Raw genomic sequence first — 18,756 nt, 5'->3', positions numbered from 1 at the left:
TATTCGTTATTCAGGTGAATTCAATGTTCGACAAAGTGCTGATCGCCAACCGTGGCGAAATCGCCCTGCGCATTCAGCGTGCCTGCCATGGCCTGGGCATCAAGACTGTGGCGGTGCACTCCGAAGCGGACCGTCATGCGCAGTATGTGCAAAACGCCGATGAGTCGCTGTGCATCGGCCCGGCCGCACCGGGCCTGAGCTACTTGAACCAGACGGCGCTGCTGTTTGCCGCCAAGGTCAGTGGTGCCCAGGCGATCCACCCCGGTTACGGGTTCCTGTCGGAAAACGCCGGGTTTGCCGAGCGCATCGAAGCGGCCGGGTTGACCTTTATCGGGCCGAGCGCCGCATGCATTCGCACCATGGGCGACAAGGTGGCAGCCAAGCGCGCCATGCGTGAAGCCGGTGTGCCGTGCGTGCCGGGGCCGGATTCGAGCATGCCGAGCGACGACGCGAGCATCCTCGCCATTGCCGCCGAAATCGGCTATCCGGTGATCGTCAAGGCCGCCGGTGGCGGCGGCGGTCGCGGCATGCGCGTGGTACAGGCAGAGGCCGAGTTGTTGGCCGCCATCGGTCTCACTCGCGAAGAAGCGCGGTTGGCGTTCGGCAACCCTGAACTGTATATCGAGAAATTCCTCGGCCACCCCCGGCACGTGGAAATCCAGGTGCTGTGTGATGCCCATGGCCATGCGATCTGGCTCGGCTGCCGCGACTGTTCCCTGCAACGCCGCCACCAGAAAGTCCTGGAAGAAGCGCCGGCGCCGGGCATCGATCCCGCGCTGATCGCCACGGTCGGCGAACGCTGCGCCGAGGCCTGCCGCCGCATCGGCTATCGCGGCGTGGGCACTTTCGAGTTTCTGTATGAGGACGGCGAGTTCTTCTTCATCGAGATGAACACGCGTCTGCAAGTGGAGCATCCGGTCACCGAGATGACCACCGGCATCGACATCGTCCAGCAGCAACTGCGCATGGCCCGCGGTGAAGTGCTCAGCGTGCGCCAGGAGGACGTTCAACTGAACGGCCACTCCCTGGAGTGCCGCATCAACGCCGAGGACCCGCTGACCTTTATGCCGACCCCCGGCCTGATCCAGCGTTGGGAAGTGCCCGGCGGCTTTGGTGTGCGGGTCGATTCCCATGTCACCACCGGCTACCGCGTGCCGCCGTACTACGACTCGATGGTGGCCAAGGTCATCACCCACGGCGCCACGCGTGAAGAAGCCATGGCGCGCATGCGCCTGGCGCTGAGCGAGATGGTCGTGGAGGGCATCAGCACCAACATTTCGTTGCACCGCGACATTCTTGATGACCCCGCCTTTTGCGAAGGCGGCGTCGATATTCATCACCTGGAGCGCTGGTTGCAGCAAAGGAGTCCGACATGAACACCGCCCCTGTCATCAGCCTGCTGGGCTCCAGCGCCTTGCTGTTCGAGGCGCCGGGAGAACTGGACCTGGCCCCGCAGCAGCGTATCTGGCGCCTGGCCCTGCAAGCCGGCGAATGGCCCGAGATCCACGAAGCCGTGCCCGGCATGAACAACCTGATGCTCACCTTCCTCACGCCGCCGCGTGAACTGAACGGCCTGTGCCAGCGCCTGCTGGAGGCCTGGGAGATGAGCCAGCCGCTGCCCCTGGAGGGGCGCATCGTCGAATTGCCGGTGGTGTACGGCGGCGAGTTCGGCCCGCACATGGCGGATGTGATTGCCCACACCGGACTGGATATCGAGACCATCGCCAACCTGCACTGCGAACCGCTGTACCCGGTGTACGCGCTGGGCAGCCACCCCGGTTATTGCTACCTCGGTGGCATGGACCCGCGCCTGGCCACGCCTCGGCGCCAGGTGCCGGTGCTGAATATCGGAGCGGGCTCGGTGTCCATCGGCGGGGTGCAGACCGGGGTGTCCGCCTCGGCCGGCCCCAGCGGCTGGAACACCATCGGCCGCACTGAAATGGCGTTTTTCGACCCCGCCCAAACCCCGCCCGCGATCTTGCGGCCGGGTGATTTCCTGCGCTTGCGCATCGAGAGGATCATTCGATGATCGAGATTTTATCGGCCACCGCCCTGGCCACCGTGCAGGACTTCGGCCGCTTCGGCAGCCTGGGTTATGGCGTGGGCACATCGGGCGCCATGGACCACCTGGCCCTGGCCCTGGGCAACCTGTTGCTGGGCAATCCCGAAGACGCTGCCGCGATTGAAATACCGCTGTTCCCGTTCGAGGTACGGCTGCTGCAGGACTGTGCCTTTGCGGTGACCGGCGCCGCTTGCGACGCCACCCTGGACGCCCAGCCCTTGCCACCGAACTGGGTGTGCCAGGGCCGCGAAGGCCAGGTCTTGAGCCTGGGCTATCCGACGTCTGGCAGCCGTGCCTATCTGTGTTTGGCGGGCGGGGTGGATGTGCCGTCGGTGCTGGGTTCACGCAGCACTCAATTGCGCGGCGAGTTCGGCGGCCTCGACGGCCGCGCCCTGCAACAGGGTGATCGGCTGGGGGCACTGCGCCCCGGTATCAGCCCGTTGCCGCTGGATGTTGGGGTGTTGGCGCCAAGCCTGGCGCTGCCGTTGCAGGTTGATGGGGTGCCTGCCATGCGCGTGTTGCCCGCCGCCGAATACGAGCGCTTCCAGGAGGCTTCCCGCGCAGCGTTCTGGGCCGGTGAATGGAAGATCACCACCCAGAGCAATCGCTACGGCTACCGGATGGAAGGCCAGCCGCTGCTGCCCATCGCCCCGATGGAAATTCGCTCCCACGGCATCGTGCCGGGGGTGATCCAGGTACCCCACGGCGGCCAGCCCATCATCCAGATGCGTGACGCCCAGCCCAGCGGCGGCTACCCCAAGTTCGGCAGTGTGATCGAGGCCGACCTTTGGCGCCTGGGCCAGGCGCCCATCGGCGGCAAGGTACGCTTTATCGAGTGCAGCTACCTGGAGGCCGTCGAGGCCCTGGAAACCAATCGCGCGTATCTGCGTGAAGTCAGCCGCCTGCTGGAACTGCACCGTGAAGGAGTGAAAGCATGACCCTTGAGGAAATTCGCCAATTGGCGCTGTGGCTCAAGGAGCACCATCTGGCCGGTGCCGAAATGAGCCGCCCCGGTGTGCACTTGACGCTCAAGCGCGGTGCCTCGGCCGCTGCTGTTGCGGCGCCTGCCGTTGCCGTGGTTGAAGACCAGGTGCTGCGCGCCACCGGCCTGGGGCGCTTGCTGCTGACCCATCCCCAACTGGATCAACCGTTCGTGGCGGTGGGCGATCAGCTCAGCGCCGGGCAACTGGTCGCGCTGCTGCAAGTGGGTGAGTTGCTGTTGCCCTTGCGCGCGCCCCGCGCCGCACGGGTCGTCGATGTGCGCGTGCCGTGCGGCACCACCGTCGGCTACGGCGAAGCCTTCCTTGGTGTGGAGTACCCCGCATGAAGATTGATTTGAACGCCGACTTGGGCGAAGGCTTCGGCCCGTGGCGCATGGGCGAGGATGAAGCGCTGATGCGCCTGATTTCATCGGCCAATGTCGCCTGCGGTTTCCATGCCGGCGACCCGCTGATCATGGACAACACGGTGCGCCTGGCCAAGGCTGGTGGCATCGACCTGGGGGCACATGTGGGCTTCCCGGACCTGATGGGCTTTGGCCGTCGGCAGATGAACATCGAGCTCAAGGAGCTCGCCACCCATGTGATCTACCAGCTCGGCGCGCTCGCCGGGATCGCGGCGGTCAACGGCCATCGCATGACCCACATGAGCTTCCACGGCGCCCTGGGCAATATGGCCGCCGCCGATGCGGCGTTGGCCGAGCCGTTGGTGCGGGCGGTGGCGGCGTTTGACCCGACGCTGATCATCAGCTCCTCCAGCAGCCGCGCTATCGAGGGCGCTGCCGAGAAGTGCGGCCTGCGCGTCGCCACCACGTTTCTCGCCGACCGTGCCTATGACGATGATTGCCTGCTGGTGCCGCGCAAGGTCGACGGTTCGGTGATCAAGGAGCCGGCAGCGGTGCTGCGCCGGGTGCGGCAGTTACTGGAGGAGGGCACCGTGACCTCCCTCAGCGGCAAGGTGCTGCGAGTGCCGGCCCATTCGATCCTGCTGCATGGCGACACCCCCGGCGCGGTCGAACTGGCGCGCACCATTCGCGCCGAAATCGAGCAACTGGGCGGCCGGATCACGCCGATTTCCCAGCTGCTGGCCGCGTCATAAGCAGGCCTTATCGCCACACAATCATTGCGTCTTGGTCCAGCGCCCGAAGGCTGGATAGAGTCGAACCATAACCCGTAGCACAAGGACCACCCCATGCCATTTTCCGACTACAAAACCGCGCTGGTCACCGGGGCTTCCTCCGGCATCGGCGCCGCCGTTGTCGAGCGTCTGTGCCAGGAGGGCGTGCAGGTGCATGCCCTGGCCCGCAGCGCCGACAAGTTGCAGGAACTGGCGGCCAGGACCGGCTGCATCGCCCACGCCATCGACGTGACCGACCTTGCCGGGTTGACCCAATTGTTCGCCGAAAACACCTTCGACATCCTGGTCAACAACGCCGGCGTCGACAAACCCGGTTCCCTGCTCAAGGCCGACGCCGACGGCATCGACCTGCTGATCGACGTCAACCTGCGCGCCGTGCTGCACCTGGCACGGCTGGCGCTGCCGGGCATGGTCGAGCGCGACTGCGGGCACATCATCAACATCAGTTCGATCGCGGCGGCCTACAACTTTGGCGGCAACTCCACCTACCACGCGACCAAGGCCGCCGTGAGCATGCTTTCGCGCCAGTTGCGCATCGATGCGTTCGGCAAGCGCGTGCGGGTCACCGAGATCTGCCCGGGTCGGGTCGCCACGGATATTTTTGCCCACGTGCACGGCGATTCCGAAGCCACCTACAAGCGCTTCGTCGAGGGCTTTGAATTGCCCCAGGCCGAGGACATCGCCAATGCCATCGCCTTCGCGATTGCCGCGCCGATTGCGGTCAACATCGGGCACATGGAAATCACCCCGACCTTGCAGGTGCCGGGCGGGCTTTCCACCGCGCGGCCCCAGGACTACCAGGGCTGAATCCGAGCCCCGGCAAAAGAACGGATCGATCCGTCAGCGCTGCATCCCGCCACGGCCACGCCGGGTGATTTTGATTTCTGCCCTAGCCCAATGCCGATAGGGATTGACCATGAAGCAAGACTTCGATTTGGCCGCGATTCTGCAAGGCGAGTACGCCGAGCTGATCGTCAAGGGCATCGAAATGACCTTGCAGCTGGCGCTGTTCGCCTGGCTGCTGGCGATGCTGCTGGCGTTGACACTGGTCACGGTGCGCCTGACCGGTAACAAGCTGGCCGACCGCCTGGTGGCGGGGTATGTGTCGTACCACCGCAATGTGCCGACCCTGGTGCAACTGATGCTGTGGTACTTCGGCGTGCCGACGCTGCTTGGCGAGTCCACGCAACTGTGGCTGGCCAACCACAACACTGAATACCTGTTCTCGGTGATCGCCCTGGGCCTGTGCCAGGCTGCGTATTTCTGTGAAGACATGCGCAGCGGCCTGCGCGCCATTCCCACCGGGCAGACCGAAGCGTCCAGGGCCCTGGGCCTGGGCTACGTGCGTTCGATGCGCTACGTGATCCTGCCCCAGGGCGTGCGCAATTGCCTGCCGTCACTGATCAACCACACCGTGCTGCTGTTCAAGAACACCAGCCTGGCGATGGCGATCGGCGTGATGGAACTGACCTACGCCAGCCGCGAAGTGGAGAACTACACGTTCCGCACCTTTGAGTCGTACCTGGTGGCCACGGTTTTCTACCTGGTGTTTTCACTGCTGCTGATGGGGGCCGGGGCGTTGCTCGCCCGCCACTTCAGCAAAGCCCTGGCGAGGTAGACCGCGATGTTCGATATGTTTTCAATCGTGCAGCAGAACTGGACGCTGTTCCTGATCGGCCAATACCCCCACGGCCCGTTGGGCGGCCTGGCGAGTACCCTGATCCTGGCGGCGCTGGCGTTGCTGCTGGCGTTCCCGTTCGGCCTGCTGCTGGCCTTGGCGCGGGTGTCGCCGTGGAAAGGGTTGTACTGGGTCGCGACAGTGTGGGTCTACGTGCTGCGTGGCATCCCGTTGCTGATGGTGATCTTCTGGACCTACTTCCTGGTGCCGTTGCTGATCGGCCATAACATCACCGGCTTCATGACCATGCTATGCACCCTGGTGATCTACCAGAGCGCCTACCTGTGCGAAATCATTCGCGGCGGCATCCAGGCGCTGCCGGCCGGGCAGTACGAGGCGTCCCGCGCCCTGGGCCTGGGCTATGTGCGCACCACGGTCTGGGTGATCCTGCCCCAGGCGCTGTACAACGCGCTGCCGAGCCTGATCAGCCAGTTCATCTCGATCATCAAGGAAACCTCCCTGGGCTACGTGATCAACGTGCAGGAAGTGACCTTCGCCGCCAACCAGGTCAATAACCAGCTGCTGACCAAGCCGTTCCAGGTGTTTTTCATCCTGGCGATCATCTACTACCTGCTGTGTTTCGGCCTGACCCGCCTGGCCGGTTGGGTGGAGCAACGCATTGCCCGCAAGCGCCTGGGCGATGGCGGGCAAACCGTGGCGGGCGGTCCGTTGCTGACCACCGATAATTGAAGAGGGCTGCGCTCATGCATCCAATGATCATGTTTTCGAAAATCAATAAATGGTACGGCGAGTACCAGGCGCTCACCGACATCACCGCCGAGGTGCAACCCGGTGAAGTGGTGGTGCTGTGCGGCCCCTCGGGTTCTGGCAAGTCGACGCTGATCCGCACGGTCAACCGCCTGGAAGACATCCAGGCCGGCCAGATCCTGTTCGACGGGCAGGACGTGCACGGCACCGACGCGCAGATCAACCGCCTGCGCAGCCGCGTGGGGTTTGTGTTCCAGAGCTTCAACCTGTTCCCGCACCTGTCGGTGCTGGAAAACATCACCCTGGCGCCGAACAAGCTGCGCAACCTCAAGGGCGCCGCTGCCAAACAGAAGGCCATGGAATTGCTCGACCGCGTCGGCCTGGCCCATAAGGCCGGTGCTTACCCGGCGCAGTTGTCCGGCGGCCAGCAGCAGCGCGTGGCGATTGCCCGGGCATTGGCGATGGAACCGCCGGTGATGCTGTTCGACGAGCCCACCAGCGCCCTCGACCCGGAAATGGTCGGTGAAGTGCTGAGCGTGATGAAGGGCCTGGCCAAGGACGGCATGACCATGATGTGCGTGACCCACGAGATGAACTTCGCCCGTGAAGTGGCCGACACCATCTGGTTTATGGACGCGGGGCAGATTCTGGAAAAGAGCAGCCCCGACGCCTTCTTCACCCAGCCTTCGCACCCGCGAGCGCAACGTTTTATCGCCGACCTGCGGGCCCATTGAGCTGCGGCGGCTTTGCTCCCTCTGCCATTTTTGCTGGTTCAACTTTCTGGAGATTTCCCATGGGTATGAAGCATCTGTTTACCGCACTGGCATTGGGGCCATTGGCGATCGCCGTCGCACAGGCCGACCAGTTGAGCGACATTATGGCCAAGCAGTCCCTGAGCTGCGGCGTCTACGCCGACGTGCCGCCATTCTCCGCGCCGGACCCGAAAACCCGCGAGCTGGTGGGCATGGATGTGGACCTTTGCAAGGCCCTGGCCAAGACCATGGGCGTGGCCCTGGAACTCAAGCCGCTGTCGGTTGAAGCGCGGATTCCTGAAGTGAAAATGGGCCGCGTCGACGTGATCTTCGCCAACCTGGCCTACACCAAGACCCGCGCCGAACAGATCCAGTTCAGCGACCCGTACTACATCGCCAAGGAAACCCTGGTGGTGCGCGCGGCGAATGCCGACCAGCCGAAAAGCTTCTTCAAGGACAAGCGCATCAGCTCCACCAAGGGCTCCACCTCCGAGCAGTCTATCCGCCTTGCCGGGGCCACCCCGGTGACCTTCCAGGACACCGGCTCGGCCTACATGGCGTTGCAACAGAACAAGGTGGTGGGCCTGGTGACCAACACCATGACCGCGCTGAAACTGGTCAACCAGGCCAAGGCCAGTGGTGTCGAACTGGCCTTGGCCAAGGAGCCGATGGCCCTCGAACCGATCGGCGCCGGCATGCGCCGCGATGAGCCGGCGTTTCTGGCCAAGGTCAACGAGTCGTTGATGACGATGGAGAAGGCAGGGGAGATCGATGCGATCTGGGACCGCTGGATCGGCCCGAACACCGAATACAAGATGGTCCGCGAGGACAAGGTGCAGAGCTTGAGCGCATTGAAGTTCGAGCCGTTGCCGTAAGCGCTGGCGGTTGTAAAAAAGCCCGCCGTGGGTGATGCACGGCGGGCTGTTTTTTTACGGTGTTCTGTACTGGGGGCGCAGGGCCTCATCAATCATCCAGTGCGGTTGGCCGGGCCTGATGCACGTTCCGCCCACCCAGCGTTCGTGGCTGGCATGGTCGAGCCAGTACGCCTGTCCGTTGAGCACGCTATGGCCCAAGGGGGTCAGCGACAGCGGGCGGCGGGGCCAATCCAGATGCGTCTCGGTTTCCGTCAGCAATGGCTGCTCGCCATCGATCAACGGCCGCAACAACGCATGAAACATCATGTCCCCCAGGAACGGCAGCGGGTCGCGACTCGCCATCAGCTCGGCGAACACACGGCCAAATGGCAGCGGCCCGGCGTCGGCGAGGTAGGTCAGGGCCAGGCGTTCGGTCAGCGACAGGCCATCGCGTGTTCCCGGCAACTCCTGTAATTGACGCAACAGCGCCGGGGCCAGCAAGGGCAGGGCCGGGTGTTTGCCATGGGCAAGCTCGGCCAGCCGGGTCGGTGAGCTGTCGCAATAGGCCGACCACGCCTGTTTGGCCAACTGCACGGCATCGTCACCGATCAACCGCCGCTGGGGCCAGAGCCACGCCAATACATCGGGCGCCAGTTGGCCGATGCCGATAAAACGCTCGACGCCGGGAATGCGATCCACCTCGATCAGCTCCAGCTTGGGCGGCGCCTGTTCAAGGCCGGCCAGTGCGCGGATCAGGAACAACTGGTCATAGGCATCCGCCTCGCACCACAGCACGCTGTGCTCGGCACTGGCCAAGGTGTGGAGCTGAGCGTATTCATCGTCGACGCGGCGCGTGACGTCCGCTAAGGGCATGGCAAAGGCCTGGCTGATGAACGCGCTGCGCAGGGCGCGGAATTCTGCGGCGGGCACGTCGCGCACCGGGCCCATGCACAGCGGGTCGCTCAGCATGTGGAATTGGCCCTTGAACCCGGCAATCTGAAGGCTATGGGCAATGTCATTGCCGCAGCGCCAATGGGTGGTGCGTGCTTCGTCGCTGGCGGCAAAGTCGGGATGGCGGGCGGCGAAGTCAATGGCGTCGACATGGGCCTTGAGCTTGGGCCAACTGCTGAAACCCAGTTGCTTGGCGATCTCCCACTGAGCCTGGGACAGGGTGGCGCTGGGGTCATGGGCTTTCAGCTGGCGCAACAGTTCCTTGGCGCGCTTGCGCTGTTGCTCAAGGTTGAGACGGCCATCGGTGTTGGAGGATACAGGGCGTTGCGACATACGATCTCCTTGCACAAACCTTTTCCGCTTTAAGGTTGGGAGTCGTAGAAATGAGGTAGAGCTTCACTGTCTTGGGCGCAGCCCTTTCCGCGGAAGGTGGCGTAGAGAGCGCCAGGCGGGAAATATAGGCACTGCGGCGTTTGATTGCAAATCGGGCTTGGGATCGAAGCCGTACTCTTTTTTTGGTTTGCATGGGGTCAAGTGTGGGAGGGGGCTTGCTCCCGATGGCGGCCTCTGGGCCGACCATTTTTTTGGATTGGACCGGGTACATATCCGTTGCTGCGGTAACGGCTACTTAGGGTTCCGCTCTTACAGCGGGTCACTTTTGGAAGAGCGCCAAAAGTAACCAAAAACGCTTCGCCCCACCACTCGGCACCTCGCCTAGGCTCGGTGTGCCCGTAATCCGACAGTGATGTGGGGGGCCGCCGCCACGCGCCATCCATGGCGCGGGGCGGCTAAACCGGCATCCCTGCCGGTTTACCCCCCAAATCACTATCGAATTCCGGCCAGCGTGGTTTAACGGGGCGCCTGAGATCAAGATCTAAAGCAAGATCAAGAGCGGCTCGCTTCGCATCGTGGTTACCGTTGGCTGCTACACAGCAGTGTAGACGGCGCAGACAACCTCAGTCGTATCGCGAGCCGTGGCTGTTGCTCTGTTTTTGATTTGGATCTTAGGCGCCCCGTTAACCTCGCTGGCCGGAGTGAGGGCACACCCTCACATTTTGAATTACGGTGTTCAGCGGGTATTTATCCTTGCGGGTATCCAGGATTTTCTGGTGCGCGGCGATCAAGCCCGGCAGTGGTGGCAATAGTTTGAAATTTTTCATGAAAACTTCCCGCGTCTGCCGCACCATTGCGCCCAACAGGTTTTAAGAGGAACACCGCGTCCATGAGCGCATTGATAGAAACCCGCGCCCTCACGCGCATGGACGAGCGCCGCCAGGTGCTGTTGCTCCAACCCACGAGTTTCACCTTGAACCGCGCCGACCGGGTGTCGATCACCGGTTCCTCCGGCTCTGGCAAAAGTGTGTTGCTGCGCGCATTGGCGTTGCTGGACGCCCCCACCAGCGGGCAGGTGCTGTGGAATAGCCAGCCGATTGTCGATGCGCAGATTCCGCACTACCGCAGCCATATCAGCTACCTGTCCCAACGCCCGGCGCTGCTCGAAGGCACGGTGGAGGACAACCTGCGTTTTCCCTTCAGTCTCAAGACCCTGCGCCAGCGTCGCTTCGACCCGGAAGCGGTGACCACTTTGCTGGGGCATGCCGGTAAGGCGGCGGATTTTTTGACCAAGAACGCGTTGGACCTGTCGGGTGGCGAGGCCCAGGTGGTCTCGCTGATCCGCACCCTGCAACTCAATCCCGAGGTGTTGCTGCTGGACGAGCCCACCGCCGCCCTCGACCCCACCTCATCCGGCGATGTGGAAGCGTTGATCAGCGCCTGGTTTGCCGGTGATAACGCCCGCGCCTATATCTGGGTGTCCCATGACCTCGATCAGGCGCGGCGCATGAGCGACATCCACTTGCACATGAGTGCCGGGGTGTTGAGCAAGGCGGTCCAGCCATGAACTATCAAAACCTCACCGCCCTGGACATGGGCATCGCCGCTTCGCTGATTCTGATCAACGGTGCGCTCTCCCTGCTGCTGCGCCTGGGCCTGGGCCGCCAGTTGCTGTGGGCGGCGGTGCGTACCGTGGTGCAACTGTTGGCCATCGGTTACCTGCTGGGCTGGGTGTTTGAGTTCGCCTACTGGTATGTGGTACTGCCGTTGATGTGCGCAATGACCCTGATCGCCGGGCTGTCGGCGGCGGGGCGTGGGCGCCGCACGTACCGTGGGCAAAGGGTCGACAGCATCCTGTCGGTGTGGGGCAGTTCGTGGCTGGTGACGGCAGTGGGCTTGTTTGCGGTGATCCGCATCCATCCGTGGTACGAGCCGCAGTACGCGATCCCGATCCTCGGCATGATCCTCGGCAACACCCTGACCGGTGTGTCCTTAGGGATTGAGCGCATGACCCAGGAACTGACCTCGGGGCGCAACACCATCGAGATGATCCTGGCCCTCGGCGGCTCACGCTGGGAGGCGGCGCAGGAAGCGATCCGCCAGGCGGTACGCGCGGGGATGATCCCGACGCTGAACCAGATGACCGTGGTCGGCATCGTCAGCCTGCCCGGCATGATGACCGGCCAGGTGCTGGCGGGGGAAAGCCCGGTGGACGCGGTGCGGTATCAGATCGTGATCATGTTCCTGATTGCCGCGTCGTCGGCGTTGGGCACGGTGGGGGCGGTGTTGTTGACCTATCGGCGGTTGTTTTCCAGGAGCCACCGGTTTTTGCGTGAGCGCTTGCAAGAGCGAGTCTGAGCCTCAGGTGTTGCAACCCTTAGCAATCGAATCTTCATCGAAGATGTGCGGCCGCGACGGTTCGAGATTGCACTCGAGCTTGTTGCGGGCAATGTTAAAGCGATACTGCGCGCCATTTGAGAAACCGCGCGACCGGCCCGATCGCTGATAAACAGAGACTGCAAGTCACTGGTGGGCGTGCTTGATTGTTTTTTTGTATACGTTAGTTATTGCAGGGATGGTTTGCAGAAAAATCCTACACTCAGGTCGCTACTTCGAGCTTGAAACTACCTATCCGTTCGGCTAGCTATTTGTCTGGGAAGTAATCTGTTAGCGTTCAATTATTCTATGTCGAGGATAGGGGGGCTTCAGAATGGAGCTCGCAGATATTGGCAGTACGCCACTGGTAGAATTGAAAACACTCTCTATAAATGGAAATAAGGTTTTTTCTAAGTGTGAGTTTTTGAATCCCTCAGGAAGTCACAAGGACAGGACTTATCTAAATATTGTTAGCCGATTGGAAGAGGTCGGCGTCATTTGGCCGGGCATGACCTTGATAGATTGTTCTACCGGGAATGGTGGGGCAGCACTTGCGTGGATCGGAAGGCTAAAAGGCTATAAGGTGAAAATCTTTATGCCGGAAGGTATGACTGAGGAACGGAAAGTTCAAATACGCTCTTATGGGGCTGAAATAGTTGAAACGCCAAGAGAAGGGTTTTTATCAGAAGCCGTACTCCGAGCCAAACGTTATCAAGCGGAGAACTCGGCGAGAGAAAGTTATTTTCTGGATCAGTCCAGCAATTTATTGAACAGGCAAAGTTGGAAAGTCTGTGGTGAAGAAATAGTACGGGACCTGAAGGTACACGGCGTAGTTCCTGATTTTTTTGTTTGTTCGATAGGCACGGGTGGAACGTTTTCTGGTATTGCTGAGGTCTTGAAACGAGAGTACAGCGAAATTAGAACCGTAGGGGTTGAAGTCAATAATTCTGCTCCATTGTTTGCAGAAAGGCATCACTTGGCTTTTGAACATCGCCCTCATAATTTAATGGGGCTCGGTGCCGGAGTCTTGTCAGCTAATACAATCTCTGAACTCGTTGATGAGGTCCGAGTGATTGAAGGCTCAGACGCATGGGCTCGAATGAAGCTCTTTATTGACGAAGAAAAAATCCCAATTGGCCCGACCTGTGGTGCGAACTTGCTGGTCTGCGATGAGTTTGCACGAGCATTCCACAAAAAAAATATAGTCACCTTGTTTTTTGATAGTTCATGGAAGTACGCAAGTCGCTGGGATGGTGTTTATCCAGAATACAGTGAGGTGAATGATGTTACTTGAAGAGGTTTATAGGAATGCCAGAGTTGTGAACTCTGGTACAGCATTGACTACCGTAAACGAGTTTACTGATCAAATTCCGGCATTAAGGCCGGAGGTATTAATGGAGGTGGCTCAAAAAATTGTTAGGCTCATGGATTTTAATGTTTCAAAAATTGTAACTGAAGAAGATAAAGGTGCTGCGCTTGCTACGGCGGTCTCTTTGCTTACAGGTATTCCTATGGCAATGGCTAGATGGTATTCCTACAGTCTGGGGGATATCAATGAGCAGGTGGTTAATGTGCAATCGGAGTATTTTCAAGGAGATATGTATCTTAATGGTGTTAATGCTGGTGATCGCGTAACTATTATTGATGATACGTTGAGTACTGGTGGTGCAGTGATTGCGCTGGTCAATGCAGTGAAAGGTGCTGGTGGCGAATTAGTGGACGTTATTTGTGCCGTTGAAAAGGTGGGGAATAATGGCGCTGAAAAGGTTAAAGAACAAACGGGTATTGATGTGAAAACCATTATGAAAATAGTGGTTAGAGACGAAGGTGTGAACGTGATTTCATAGGTCAGTATTTTTTTTTCGGTTGATAGATATGCTTAGGGTGGGCGTAATAATTGGCTTGGTGTTTTGCTTGCTTAGTGCAGCATTCGATGTGTATGTCGCTTATGTCACGCAATCGATCAATACGCTGATCGTTGTTTTTTATTGTTTTGCAACGTCGGCAGTGTTTTTTATCGTGTGCGCACTGTATCGCGATGCAGGTTCTTTGGTTTCAAAGTTTAGATCCTGTTGGCCATTTGTCTTTGTCGTCAATATTGCAGTTCTACTCAACTGGGGAGGCCTGTTTTATGCGTTGCGTTATTTAGAGCCAGCAGTGGTCGGAGTCGCCTCAGTAGCATGCGGCCCAGCCTTCACTTTGATTATCTCGCTGCTGAATAAACGCGGTGCTGAGGTTGCCTTCGCAGATACGCTGGTTTCATGTCTGGTGCTCACGTCGGTAGGGATCATGTTGTTCAATTCATTTGCCGGTGACAGCGGTGTGGTCGCTACTACCGTGGAGGAGCGACTGTTGGGTATTGGCAGCGTCATGGTTTGCGCGTTGGGTACCGTCATTTACACGGTTTTCTCCAAGGAGATGTTCGCTCGCCATTGGTCTGTCCATGAAATACTGGCTGTCAGGAGCGTGGCGATGATTGGTGCCTGCGTCATCGCAATTCCTGCTTCCGAGGTGAGTTTTTCGCTTGACCGCGAATTGATTCTGCCGATGGTGGTCTTGGTTGTGATCGGGCATTTGTTGCCGATTTACCTGATTCAGAAAACCATCTACTACCTCACACCCATCCATGTCTCCCTGGTTTTGCTGACACTTCCTGTCTTTGTACTGTTACTCCAATACCTGGATACCAGAGTGGAGTTTTCCATGGCCAGTGTGGTGGCGGTCAGCGTCATTGTGTTGTTGCTTTCGGGTCGGGCGATGTATGCAATCAGGAAGGAGGCAACATGATTAGAGTGGTCGTGGTTGATGGTTTCTCTTCGGGAAAATTTGTGGCGAAGCGGTTGAGTGAAAAGGGTTGTGTGCTCATGCATGTTGCGTCAACGGGAGCCTTGGACAGTTACTACTACAAGGGCTTCGATCATTCGATTTATGAGCAGATGATTGTCAATGGCTCTATGACGACTACCTTGGCGGGCGTCGAATGCTTCAAGCCTGACTTCATCATCGCCGGTGCCGAAACCGGTGTGCTTCTGGCTGACCTGTTAAACGAACGACTGCAACTGCCCTATCGTAATGACTTCGACAAGACCAATGCCCGCCGAAACAAGTACGACATGATTCAATGTGTTGCCCAGGCTCAGTTGCCCGCACCCCGACAGTTCGTTGCAGGCAGTTGGGCGTTGGCCGACGGCTGGATCAAAGACCATGGGCACTTTCCTCTTGTGGTAAAACCCCTCGACAGCGCAGGCGCCGACGGTGTGTTTATCTGCGCGGACAGGCAGGCCTGCGAGACTGCGGTGGGCAAGCTGTTGGGAGCAACGAATAAGTTGAACCTGCCTAATACGCAGGTGCTGATTCAGGAGTACCTGGCGGGGACGGAATATGTGGTGAATATGGTTTCACTCAATGGTCAACAGCTCGTTACCGAGGTCGTGAGGTACCAAAAACAGCGCACAAAAGAGGGCGGCGTACTCTATGACATCGATGAGTTGATCGGACCTGACTCATCGGTTTACCCGCTGCTGGTGGATTACACTCGGGCAGTGGTGCGGTGTCTGGGTATTCGCAACGGCCCCAGTCATGCAGAAGTCATGTTCACCGCAGAGGGGCCGAAACTGGTAGAAGTTGCTGCGCGAACCGACGGTATTCTGCGTCCCGGTGTATCCAGGCAAACCACCGGTCTGGGGCAGATTGAAGCTGTGGCTTTATCCATCGCCGAGCCGGAGTTTTTTGCACAATTGCTGGCAAGGGAGGCCGACTCTCCACTGTTGCAGCATACCTATAATGTCTGCCTGATCAACCGTTCAAATGGCTGTTTCGATAAGGATCTATTTTTGAAAGAGCTGCTCAAACTTGAGTCTTTCTTCGATGCAGTTTTCTACGTCGAGAATGGACAACAAATTGGTGCGACGCAGGACGTGTTCAGTCAACCGGGGACGGTGTATCTGGTTCATGTCGATCCTAAGGTGATCGCCGCAGATTACCTTAGGATTCGCGCACTTGAGGTCGAGGGGGGGTATCTGACCGAAAGCGGGTAGGCCTTACTCCACGTCCACCACGCCAAAATCCAGCACCACCTTCATCGCCTGAGTCTTGTCCGCCGCCAATTCAAACGCCTGCACCGCCTGCTCGAACGGCACCGTGTGGGAGATCACCGGGCGCACGTCGATGACCTGGCGATTGAGCAAGTCCACCGCCTGGGCAAACTCGCTGTGGAAGCGGAAGGTGCCGCGCAGGTCGATCTCGCGGCTGACCAGCAGGTTCAGCGGCAGTGACACCTCGCCGCCCAAGCCGACAGTGACCAGCACGCCGCGCGGGGCGATGCAGTCCAGGCCGTTACGCAGGGCCTGGGCGCTGCCGGAGACTTCGAACATCACCTCGAAGTAACCCTTCTCGGCGGTGTAGCGCTTGAGCGCGTCGATGCCGTCGGCGATGTTGTGGGTGCGCGTGGCGCCCATTTTTTCCGCGCAGGCCAGGGCGCTGGCGGACAGGTCCACCGCGACGATTTCAGCGGCACCGGCGGCGCGCAGGCTGCCGATCAGCAGGTTGCCGATGGGACCGCAACCGGTCACCAGCACACGCTTGCCGAACACTGCGCCGGCCCGTTGGATCGCATGCAACCCCACCGACAACGGCTCGGCCAATGCACCTTCGGCGAGGCTGACGTGATCAGCCAGCACATGTGCCTGATGCGTCTCGATCACCAGGCTCTGGCGAAACGCGCCCTGGATATGCGGGAAGGGCATCGCGCTGCCGTAGAAACGCATGTCCAGGCAGTGGTTGGGCAGGCCTTGATGGCAATAGCGGCAAGCGCCGCAGGGACGCGACGGCGATACGGCAATGCGCTGGCCGACCCTGAACCGGCCAGCGTCCGAGCCCACCGCGTCGATCACTGCCGACACTTCATGGCCGAGCACCATCGGCTCGCGCAGGCGCACAGTGCCGAAGCCGCCGTGCTGGTAATAGTGCAAGTCCGAGCCGCAGATACCGCCGCGGGCGATGCGCACGCGCAGTTGCTCGGGGCCCAGGCTGTGGGGTTCGTCCTGGGGGCTGACCCGCAGGTCTTTTGAGGCGTGGCAGACAATGGCGTGCATAAGGTTCTCCAGGGTTACAGCGACGCGGTGATGCCACCGTCGACATAGAGGATATGACCGTTGACGAAACTCGCGGCATCGCTGGCGAGGAACACCGCCGCACCGGCCAACTCGGCGACGTCGCCCCAGCGGCGGCTCGGCGTGCGCTGCACCAGCCAGTCGCTGAATTCGGGGTTGGCCACCAGGTTGGCGTTCAACTCGGTCTTGAAGTAGCCGGGGCCGATACCGTTGACCGTCAGCCCGTGCGGGCCCCAGTCGATGGCCATGCCCTTGGTCAACATCTTCAGCGCGCCCTTGCTCGCCGCATACGGCGCGATGCCCGGGCGGCCCAATTCACTTTGCACCGAACAGATATTGATGATGCGCCCCCGCTTGCGCGGGATCATCGCGCGCGCCACGGCCTGGCCGACCAGGAAGGCGCTGTCGAGGTTGGTGCTGATCAGTTCGCGCCAGTGCTGCTCGCTGTAGTCTTCCAGCGGCCCACGGCGCTGCATGCCGGCGTTGTTGACCAGGATGTCCAAGGGCCCGAGGCGTTCCTCGATAGCGGCCACGCCGGCCTGGATCGCCGCGCTGTCGGTCACATCGAACGCCTCGGTGTGCACCTCCAGGCCTTCGAGGGTCAGCAGGGCGGCGGCGTCGCGCAAGGTGCTGCGGTTACGCCCGTTGAGCACCACCCGTGCACCGGCCTGGGCCAGGCCTCGGGCGATGGCCAGGCCGATACCGGCACTGGAGCCGGTGACCAGTGTCAGCCGGCCATCGAGGCGAAAGGTGTCTAGAACGCTTTGCATGGGCATATTTCTCCGGGCGCGCTTGTGATAATCAAAACCTTGGCTGATGGGCTTAACTTCACTCCGGTGTAGGGCGAAGGTCCAATGTTCATTTATGATCGGCTGATCAATATCCGTGATAACCGTGGAGGCTGGATGGAACTCAAGCACTTGCGCGCCTTTGTGGTACTGGCCCAGGAGCTGCATTTCGGCCGGGCGGCGGCGCAGTTGTCGATTGTGCAACCGGCGCTGAGCATGCAGATCAAGCTGCTCGAAAGTGGCCTGGGCGTACGCCTGCTGGACCGCAATCGCCATTCGGTGACCTTGACCGATGCCGGTCGAGTGTTCCTGCCCGAAGCCCAGGCGACCCTGCACCAGGCCGCGCGGGCGGCGGAGGCGGCGCGAGCCTCCAACCGGGGGGAAATCGGCCGGGTGCGCCTGGGCTTTGTGTCGTCGGTATTGCCGCAACTGTTGCCCGAGTTGATCCGCACGGTGCATCAGCGCTACCCGCGTATCGAGCTGGAACTCAAGGACATGCCCGGCCCCGATCAAGCCGCCGCGTTGAAAAATGGTCGCCTGGATTTCGGCTTGATGCGTCTGCCCGCCGCCTATCCTGGGGTGCAGACCCGCGTGGTGTTGCGTGAGCCATTCTGCGTGGCCTTGCCGATGGATCATCCATTGGCCGCACGGGATTCGATCCAACCCGGCGACCTGCTCGATGTGCCGGTGTACATCCTCGCGCGGCGGTATGCGCCGGGGTTCTACGACGAATTTATCCAGGCTGTCGGCATCCCCCTGCAGATCGCGTCCGAACTGGGCGAGTTCACCACCATGCTCGCGCTGGTCTGCGCCGGGTTGGGCGTCGGCGTCTTGCCGCAGCAGGCCGCGCGGGCATTGCCGGCCAATTGCGTGTCGCGGCCGTTGGCGTTGGGAGCGTTCCAGGCCAGCACGGGATTGGCCTGGACCGAGTTGGACAGTGCAGTGAAAACCACGCTGTTTACGCTGATCGTCGAATTGTTTGGCGAGTGATTGTTTCACCCGGTGAA

General features: G+C 60.5%; 21 protein-coding genes and 1 pseudogene. 17 read left to right on the top strand and 5 right to left on the bottom strand.

The features are described 5' to 3' along the window. The first annotated feature begins 23 nt into the window (after window positions 1-23). From accC to AD670_RS25255, 10 genes are all read left to right on the top strand, one after another. Entirely contained in the window at window positions 24-1,376 is a 1,353-nt protein-coding gene (gene accC, locus AD670_RS25300) for an acetyl-CoA carboxylase biotin carboxylase subunit (RefSeq protein ID WP_053138787.1), read from the top strand. After that, window positions 1,373-2,029, top strand: coding sequence for a 5-oxoprolinase subunit PxpB (gene pxpB / locus AD670_RS25295; RefSeq protein WP_053138784.1), 657 nt, complete (start codon window positions 1,373-1,375; stop codon window positions 2,027-2,029). The genes accC and pxpB overlap by 4 nt, the downstream gene beginning before the upstream one ends. Further along, window positions 2,026-3,000 (top strand): biotin-dependent carboxyltransferase family protein, encoded by a 975-nt coding sequence (locus tag AD670_RS25290; RefSeq protein WP_053138781.1) that lies wholly within the window; start codon window positions 2,026-2,028, stop codon window positions 2,998-3,000. Before pxpB ends, AD670_RS25290 begins: the two co-directional genes overlap by 4 nt. Continuing rightward, entirely contained in the window at window positions 2,997-3,389 is a 393-nt protein-coding gene (locus tag AD670_RS25285) for an acetyl-CoA carboxylase (protein WP_053138777.1), read from the top strand. Before AD670_RS25290 ends, AD670_RS25285 begins: the two co-directional genes overlap by 4 nt. Next, on the top strand, window positions 3,386-4,159 hold the full coding sequence (locus tag AD670_RS25280) for a LamB/YcsF family protein (protein WP_053138774.1): 774 nt from the start codon (window positions 3,386-3,388) through the stop codon (window positions 4,157-4,159). The genes AD670_RS25285 and AD670_RS25280 overlap by 4 nt, the downstream gene beginning before the upstream one ends. Window positions 4,160-4,252: 93 nt before the next feature. Beyond that, window positions 4,253-5,005 carry an SDR family oxidoreductase gene (locus tag AD670_RS25275; RefSeq protein ID WP_053138772.1) on the top strand — a complete coding sequence of 251 codons (753 nt, stop codon included), beginning with the start codon at window positions 4,253-4,255 and terminating at the stop codon, window positions 5,003-5,005. A 109-nt stretch (window positions 5,006-5,114) separates the two neighbouring features. Then, a complete protein-coding gene (locus AD670_RS25270) occupies window positions 5,115-5,816 on the top strand; it encodes an amino acid ABC transporter permease (protein ID WP_053138769.1) in 702 nt (233 codons plus the stop codon). Window positions 5,817-5,822: 6 nt separating this feature from the next. Next, the gene (locus AD670_RS25265; RefSeq protein WP_053138766.1) at window positions 5,823-6,566 is read left to right on the top strand and encodes an amino acid ABC transporter permease; all 744 of its coding nucleotides are present in this window, start codon (window positions 5,823-5,825) and stop codon (window positions 6,564-6,566) included. A gap of 23 nt (window positions 6,567-6,589) precedes the next feature. Then, a complete protein-coding gene (locus tag AD670_RS25260) occupies window positions 6,590-7,318 on the top strand; it encodes an amino acid ABC transporter ATP-binding protein (RefSeq protein ID WP_169899070.1) in 729 nt (242 codons plus the stop codon). Window positions 7,319-7,377: 59 nt separating this feature from the next. Beyond that, complete coding sequence (locus AD670_RS25255; RefSeq protein ID WP_053138760.1) at window positions 7,378-8,211, top strand: ABC transporter substrate-binding protein; 834 nt, start codon at window positions 7,378-7,380, stop codon at window positions 8,209-8,211. Window positions 8,212-8,265: 54 nt separating this feature from the next. On the opposite strand, the gene AD670_RS25250 is transcribed toward AD670_RS25255, so the two are convergent. Continuing rightward, a complete protein-coding gene (locus tag AD670_RS25250) occupies window positions 8,266-9,474 on the bottom strand; it encodes a DUF1835 domain-containing protein (RefSeq protein WP_053138758.1) in 1,209 nt (402 codons plus the stop codon). A gap of 683 nt (window positions 9,475-10,157) precedes the next feature. Next, the gene (locus AD670_RS31550; RefSeq protein WP_156338306.1) at window positions 10,158-10,301 is read right to left on the bottom strand and encodes a hypothetical protein; all 144 of its coding nucleotides are present in this window, start codon (window positions 10,299-10,301) and stop codon (window positions 10,158-10,160) included. A 62-nt stretch (window positions 10,302-10,363) separates the two neighbouring features. On the opposite strand from AD670_RS31550, the gene AD670_RS25245 reads away from it, so the two are divergent. Next, complete coding sequence (locus AD670_RS25245; protein WP_053138755.1) at window positions 10,364-11,041, top strand: ATP-binding cassette domain-containing protein; 678 nt, start codon at window positions 10,364-10,366, stop codon at window positions 11,039-11,041. Continuing rightward, window positions 11,038-11,832 carry an iron export ABC transporter permease subunit FetB gene (gene fetB, locus AD670_RS25240; protein WP_053138752.1) on the top strand — a complete coding sequence of 265 codons (795 nt, stop codon included), beginning with the start codon at window positions 11,038-11,040 and terminating at the stop codon, window positions 11,830-11,832. Before AD670_RS25245 ends, fetB begins: the two co-directional genes overlap by 4 nt. 3 nt (window positions 11,833-11,835) lie before the next feature. Here fetB and AD670_RS31545 read toward each other — a convergent pair. After that, window positions 11,836-11,931 (bottom strand): annotated as a pseudogene (locus tag AD670_RS31545) (hypothetical protein); the annotation flags it as partial. 253 nt (window positions 11,932-12,184) lie between these two features. Here AD670_RS31545 and AD670_RS31215 point away from each other — a divergent pair. The 4 genes from AD670_RS31215 to AD670_RS25225 are packed head-to-tail and all read left to right on the top strand — an operon-like array spanning window position 12,185 to window position 15,887. Next, complete coding sequence (locus AD670_RS31215) at window positions 12,185-13,144, top strand: cysteine synthase family protein (protein WP_082341046.1); 960 nt, start codon at window positions 12,185-12,187, stop codon at window positions 13,142-13,144. Continuing rightward, a complete protein-coding gene (locus AD670_RS25235) occupies window positions 13,131-13,697 on the top strand; it encodes a phosphoribosyltransferase family protein (protein ID WP_053138749.1) in 567 nt (188 codons plus the stop codon). Before AD670_RS31215 ends, AD670_RS25235 begins: the two co-directional genes overlap by 14 nt. Window positions 13,698-13,755: 58 nt before the next feature. After that, window positions 13,756-14,637, top strand: coding sequence for an EamA family transporter (locus AD670_RS25230; RefSeq protein WP_256243950.1), 882 nt, complete (start codon window positions 13,756-13,758; stop codon window positions 14,635-14,637). Then, complete coding sequence (locus tag AD670_RS25225; RefSeq protein WP_053138743.1) at window positions 14,634-15,887, top strand: ATP-grasp domain-containing protein; 1,254 nt, start codon at window positions 14,634-14,636, stop codon at window positions 15,885-15,887. The genes AD670_RS25230 and AD670_RS25225 overlap by 4 nt, the downstream gene beginning before the upstream one ends. Before the next feature lie 3 nt (window positions 15,888-15,890). Here AD670_RS25225 and AD670_RS25220 read toward each other — a convergent pair whose 3' ends face one another. After that, window positions 15,891-16,943, bottom strand: coding sequence for an L-idonate 5-dehydrogenase (locus AD670_RS25220; protein WP_053138740.1), 1,053 nt, complete (start codon window positions 16,941-16,943; stop codon window positions 15,891-15,893). Window positions 16,944-16,957: 14 nt separating this feature from the next. After that, complete coding sequence (locus AD670_RS25215) at window positions 16,958-17,731, bottom strand: glucose 1-dehydrogenase (RefSeq protein WP_053138737.1); 774 nt, start codon at window positions 17,729-17,731, stop codon at window positions 16,958-16,960. Window positions 17,732-17,866: 135 nt separating this feature from the next. Between AD670_RS25215 and AD670_RS25210 the strand changes: the two genes are divergently transcribed. Next, window positions 17,867-18,739, top strand: coding sequence for a LysR family transcriptional regulator (locus AD670_RS25210; protein WP_053138884.1), 873 nt, complete (start codon window positions 17,867-17,869; stop codon window positions 18,737-18,739). Window positions 18,740-18,756: the final 17 nt, after the last annotated feature.

The sequence above is a fragment of the Pseudomonas sp. MIACH genome (assembly GCF_001269925.1).
GTDB lineage: Bacteria > Pseudomonadota > Gammaproteobacteria > Pseudomonadales > Pseudomonadaceae > Aquipseudomonas.
The sequence above is the reverse complement of the archived record's forward strand: the minus strand, read 5'-3'. Positions and strand labels throughout refer to the sequence as shown.

Bases quoted from the DNA above. Each gene is read 5' to 3' on its own strand.
- accC (WP_053138787.1), top strand. From the start codon at position 24: ATGTTCGACAAAGTGCTGATCGCCAACCGTGGCGAAATCGCCCTGCGC.
- pxpB (WP_053138784.1), top strand. From the start codon at position 1,373: ATGAACACCGCCCCTGTCATCAGCCTGCTGGGCTCCAGCGCCTTGCTG.
- AD670_RS25290 (WP_053138781.1), top strand. From the start codon at position 2,026: ATGATCGAGATTTTATCGGCCACCGCCCTGGCCACCGTGCAGGACTTC.
- AD670_RS25285 (WP_053138777.1), top strand. From the start codon at position 2,997: ATGACCCTTGAGGAAATTCGCCAATTGGCGCTGTGGCTCAAGGAGCAC.
- AD670_RS25280 (WP_053138774.1), top strand. From the start codon at position 3,386: ATGAAGATTGATTTGAACGCCGACTTGGGCGAAGGCTTCGGCCCGTGG.
- AD670_RS25275 (WP_053138772.1), top strand. From the start codon at position 4,253: ATGCCATTTTCCGACTACAAAACCGCGCTGGTCACCGGGGCTTCCTCC.
- AD670_RS25270 (WP_053138769.1), top strand. From the start codon at position 5,115: ATGAAGCAAGACTTCGATTTGGCCGCGATTCTGCAAGGCGAGTACGCC.
- AD670_RS25265 (WP_053138766.1), top strand. From the start codon at position 5,823: ATGTTCGATATGTTTTCAATCGTGCAGCAGAACTGGACGCTGTTCCTG.
- AD670_RS25260 (WP_169899070.1), top strand. From the start codon at position 6,590: ATGATCATGTTTTCGAAAATCAATAAATGGTACGGCGAGTACCAGGCG.
- AD670_RS25255 (WP_053138760.1), top strand. From the start codon at position 7,378: ATGGGTATGAAGCATCTGTTTACCGCACTGGCATTGGGGCCATTGGCG.
- AD670_RS25250 (WP_053138758.1), bottom strand. From the start codon at position 9,474: ATGTCGCAACGCCCTGTATCCTCCAACACCGATGGCCGTCTCAACCTT.
- AD670_RS31550 (WP_156338306.1), bottom strand. From the start codon at position 10,301: ATGAAAAATTTCAAACTATTGCCACCACTGCCGGGCTTGATCGCCGCG.
- AD670_RS25245 (WP_053138755.1), top strand. From the start codon at position 10,364: ATGAGCGCATTGATAGAAACCCGCGCCCTCACGCGCATGGACGAGCGC.
- fetB (WP_053138752.1), top strand. From the start codon at position 11,038: ATGAACTATCAAAACCTCACCGCCCTGGACATGGGCATCGCCGCTTCG.
- AD670_RS31215 (WP_082341046.1), top strand. From the start codon at position 12,185: ATGGAGCTCGCAGATATTGGCAGTACGCCACTGGTAGAATTGAAAACA.
- AD670_RS25235 (WP_053138749.1), top strand. From the start codon at position 13,131: ATGATGTTACTTGAAGAGGTTTATAGGAATGCCAGAGTTGTGAACTCT.
- AD670_RS25225 (WP_053138743.1), top strand. From the start codon at position 14,634: ATGATTAGAGTGGTCGTGGTTGATGGTTTCTCTTCGGGAAAATTTGTG.
- AD670_RS25220 (WP_053138740.1), bottom strand. From the start codon at position 16,943: ATGCACGCCATTGTCTGCCACGCCTCAAAAGACCTGCGGGTCAGCCCC.
- AD670_RS25215 (WP_053138737.1), bottom strand. From the start codon at position 17,731: ATGCAAAGCGTTCTAGACACCTTTCGCCTCGATGGCCGGCTGACACTG.
- AD670_RS25210 (WP_053138884.1), top strand. From the start codon at position 17,867: ATGGAACTCAAGCACTTGCGCGCCTTTGTGGTACTGGCCCAGGAGCTG.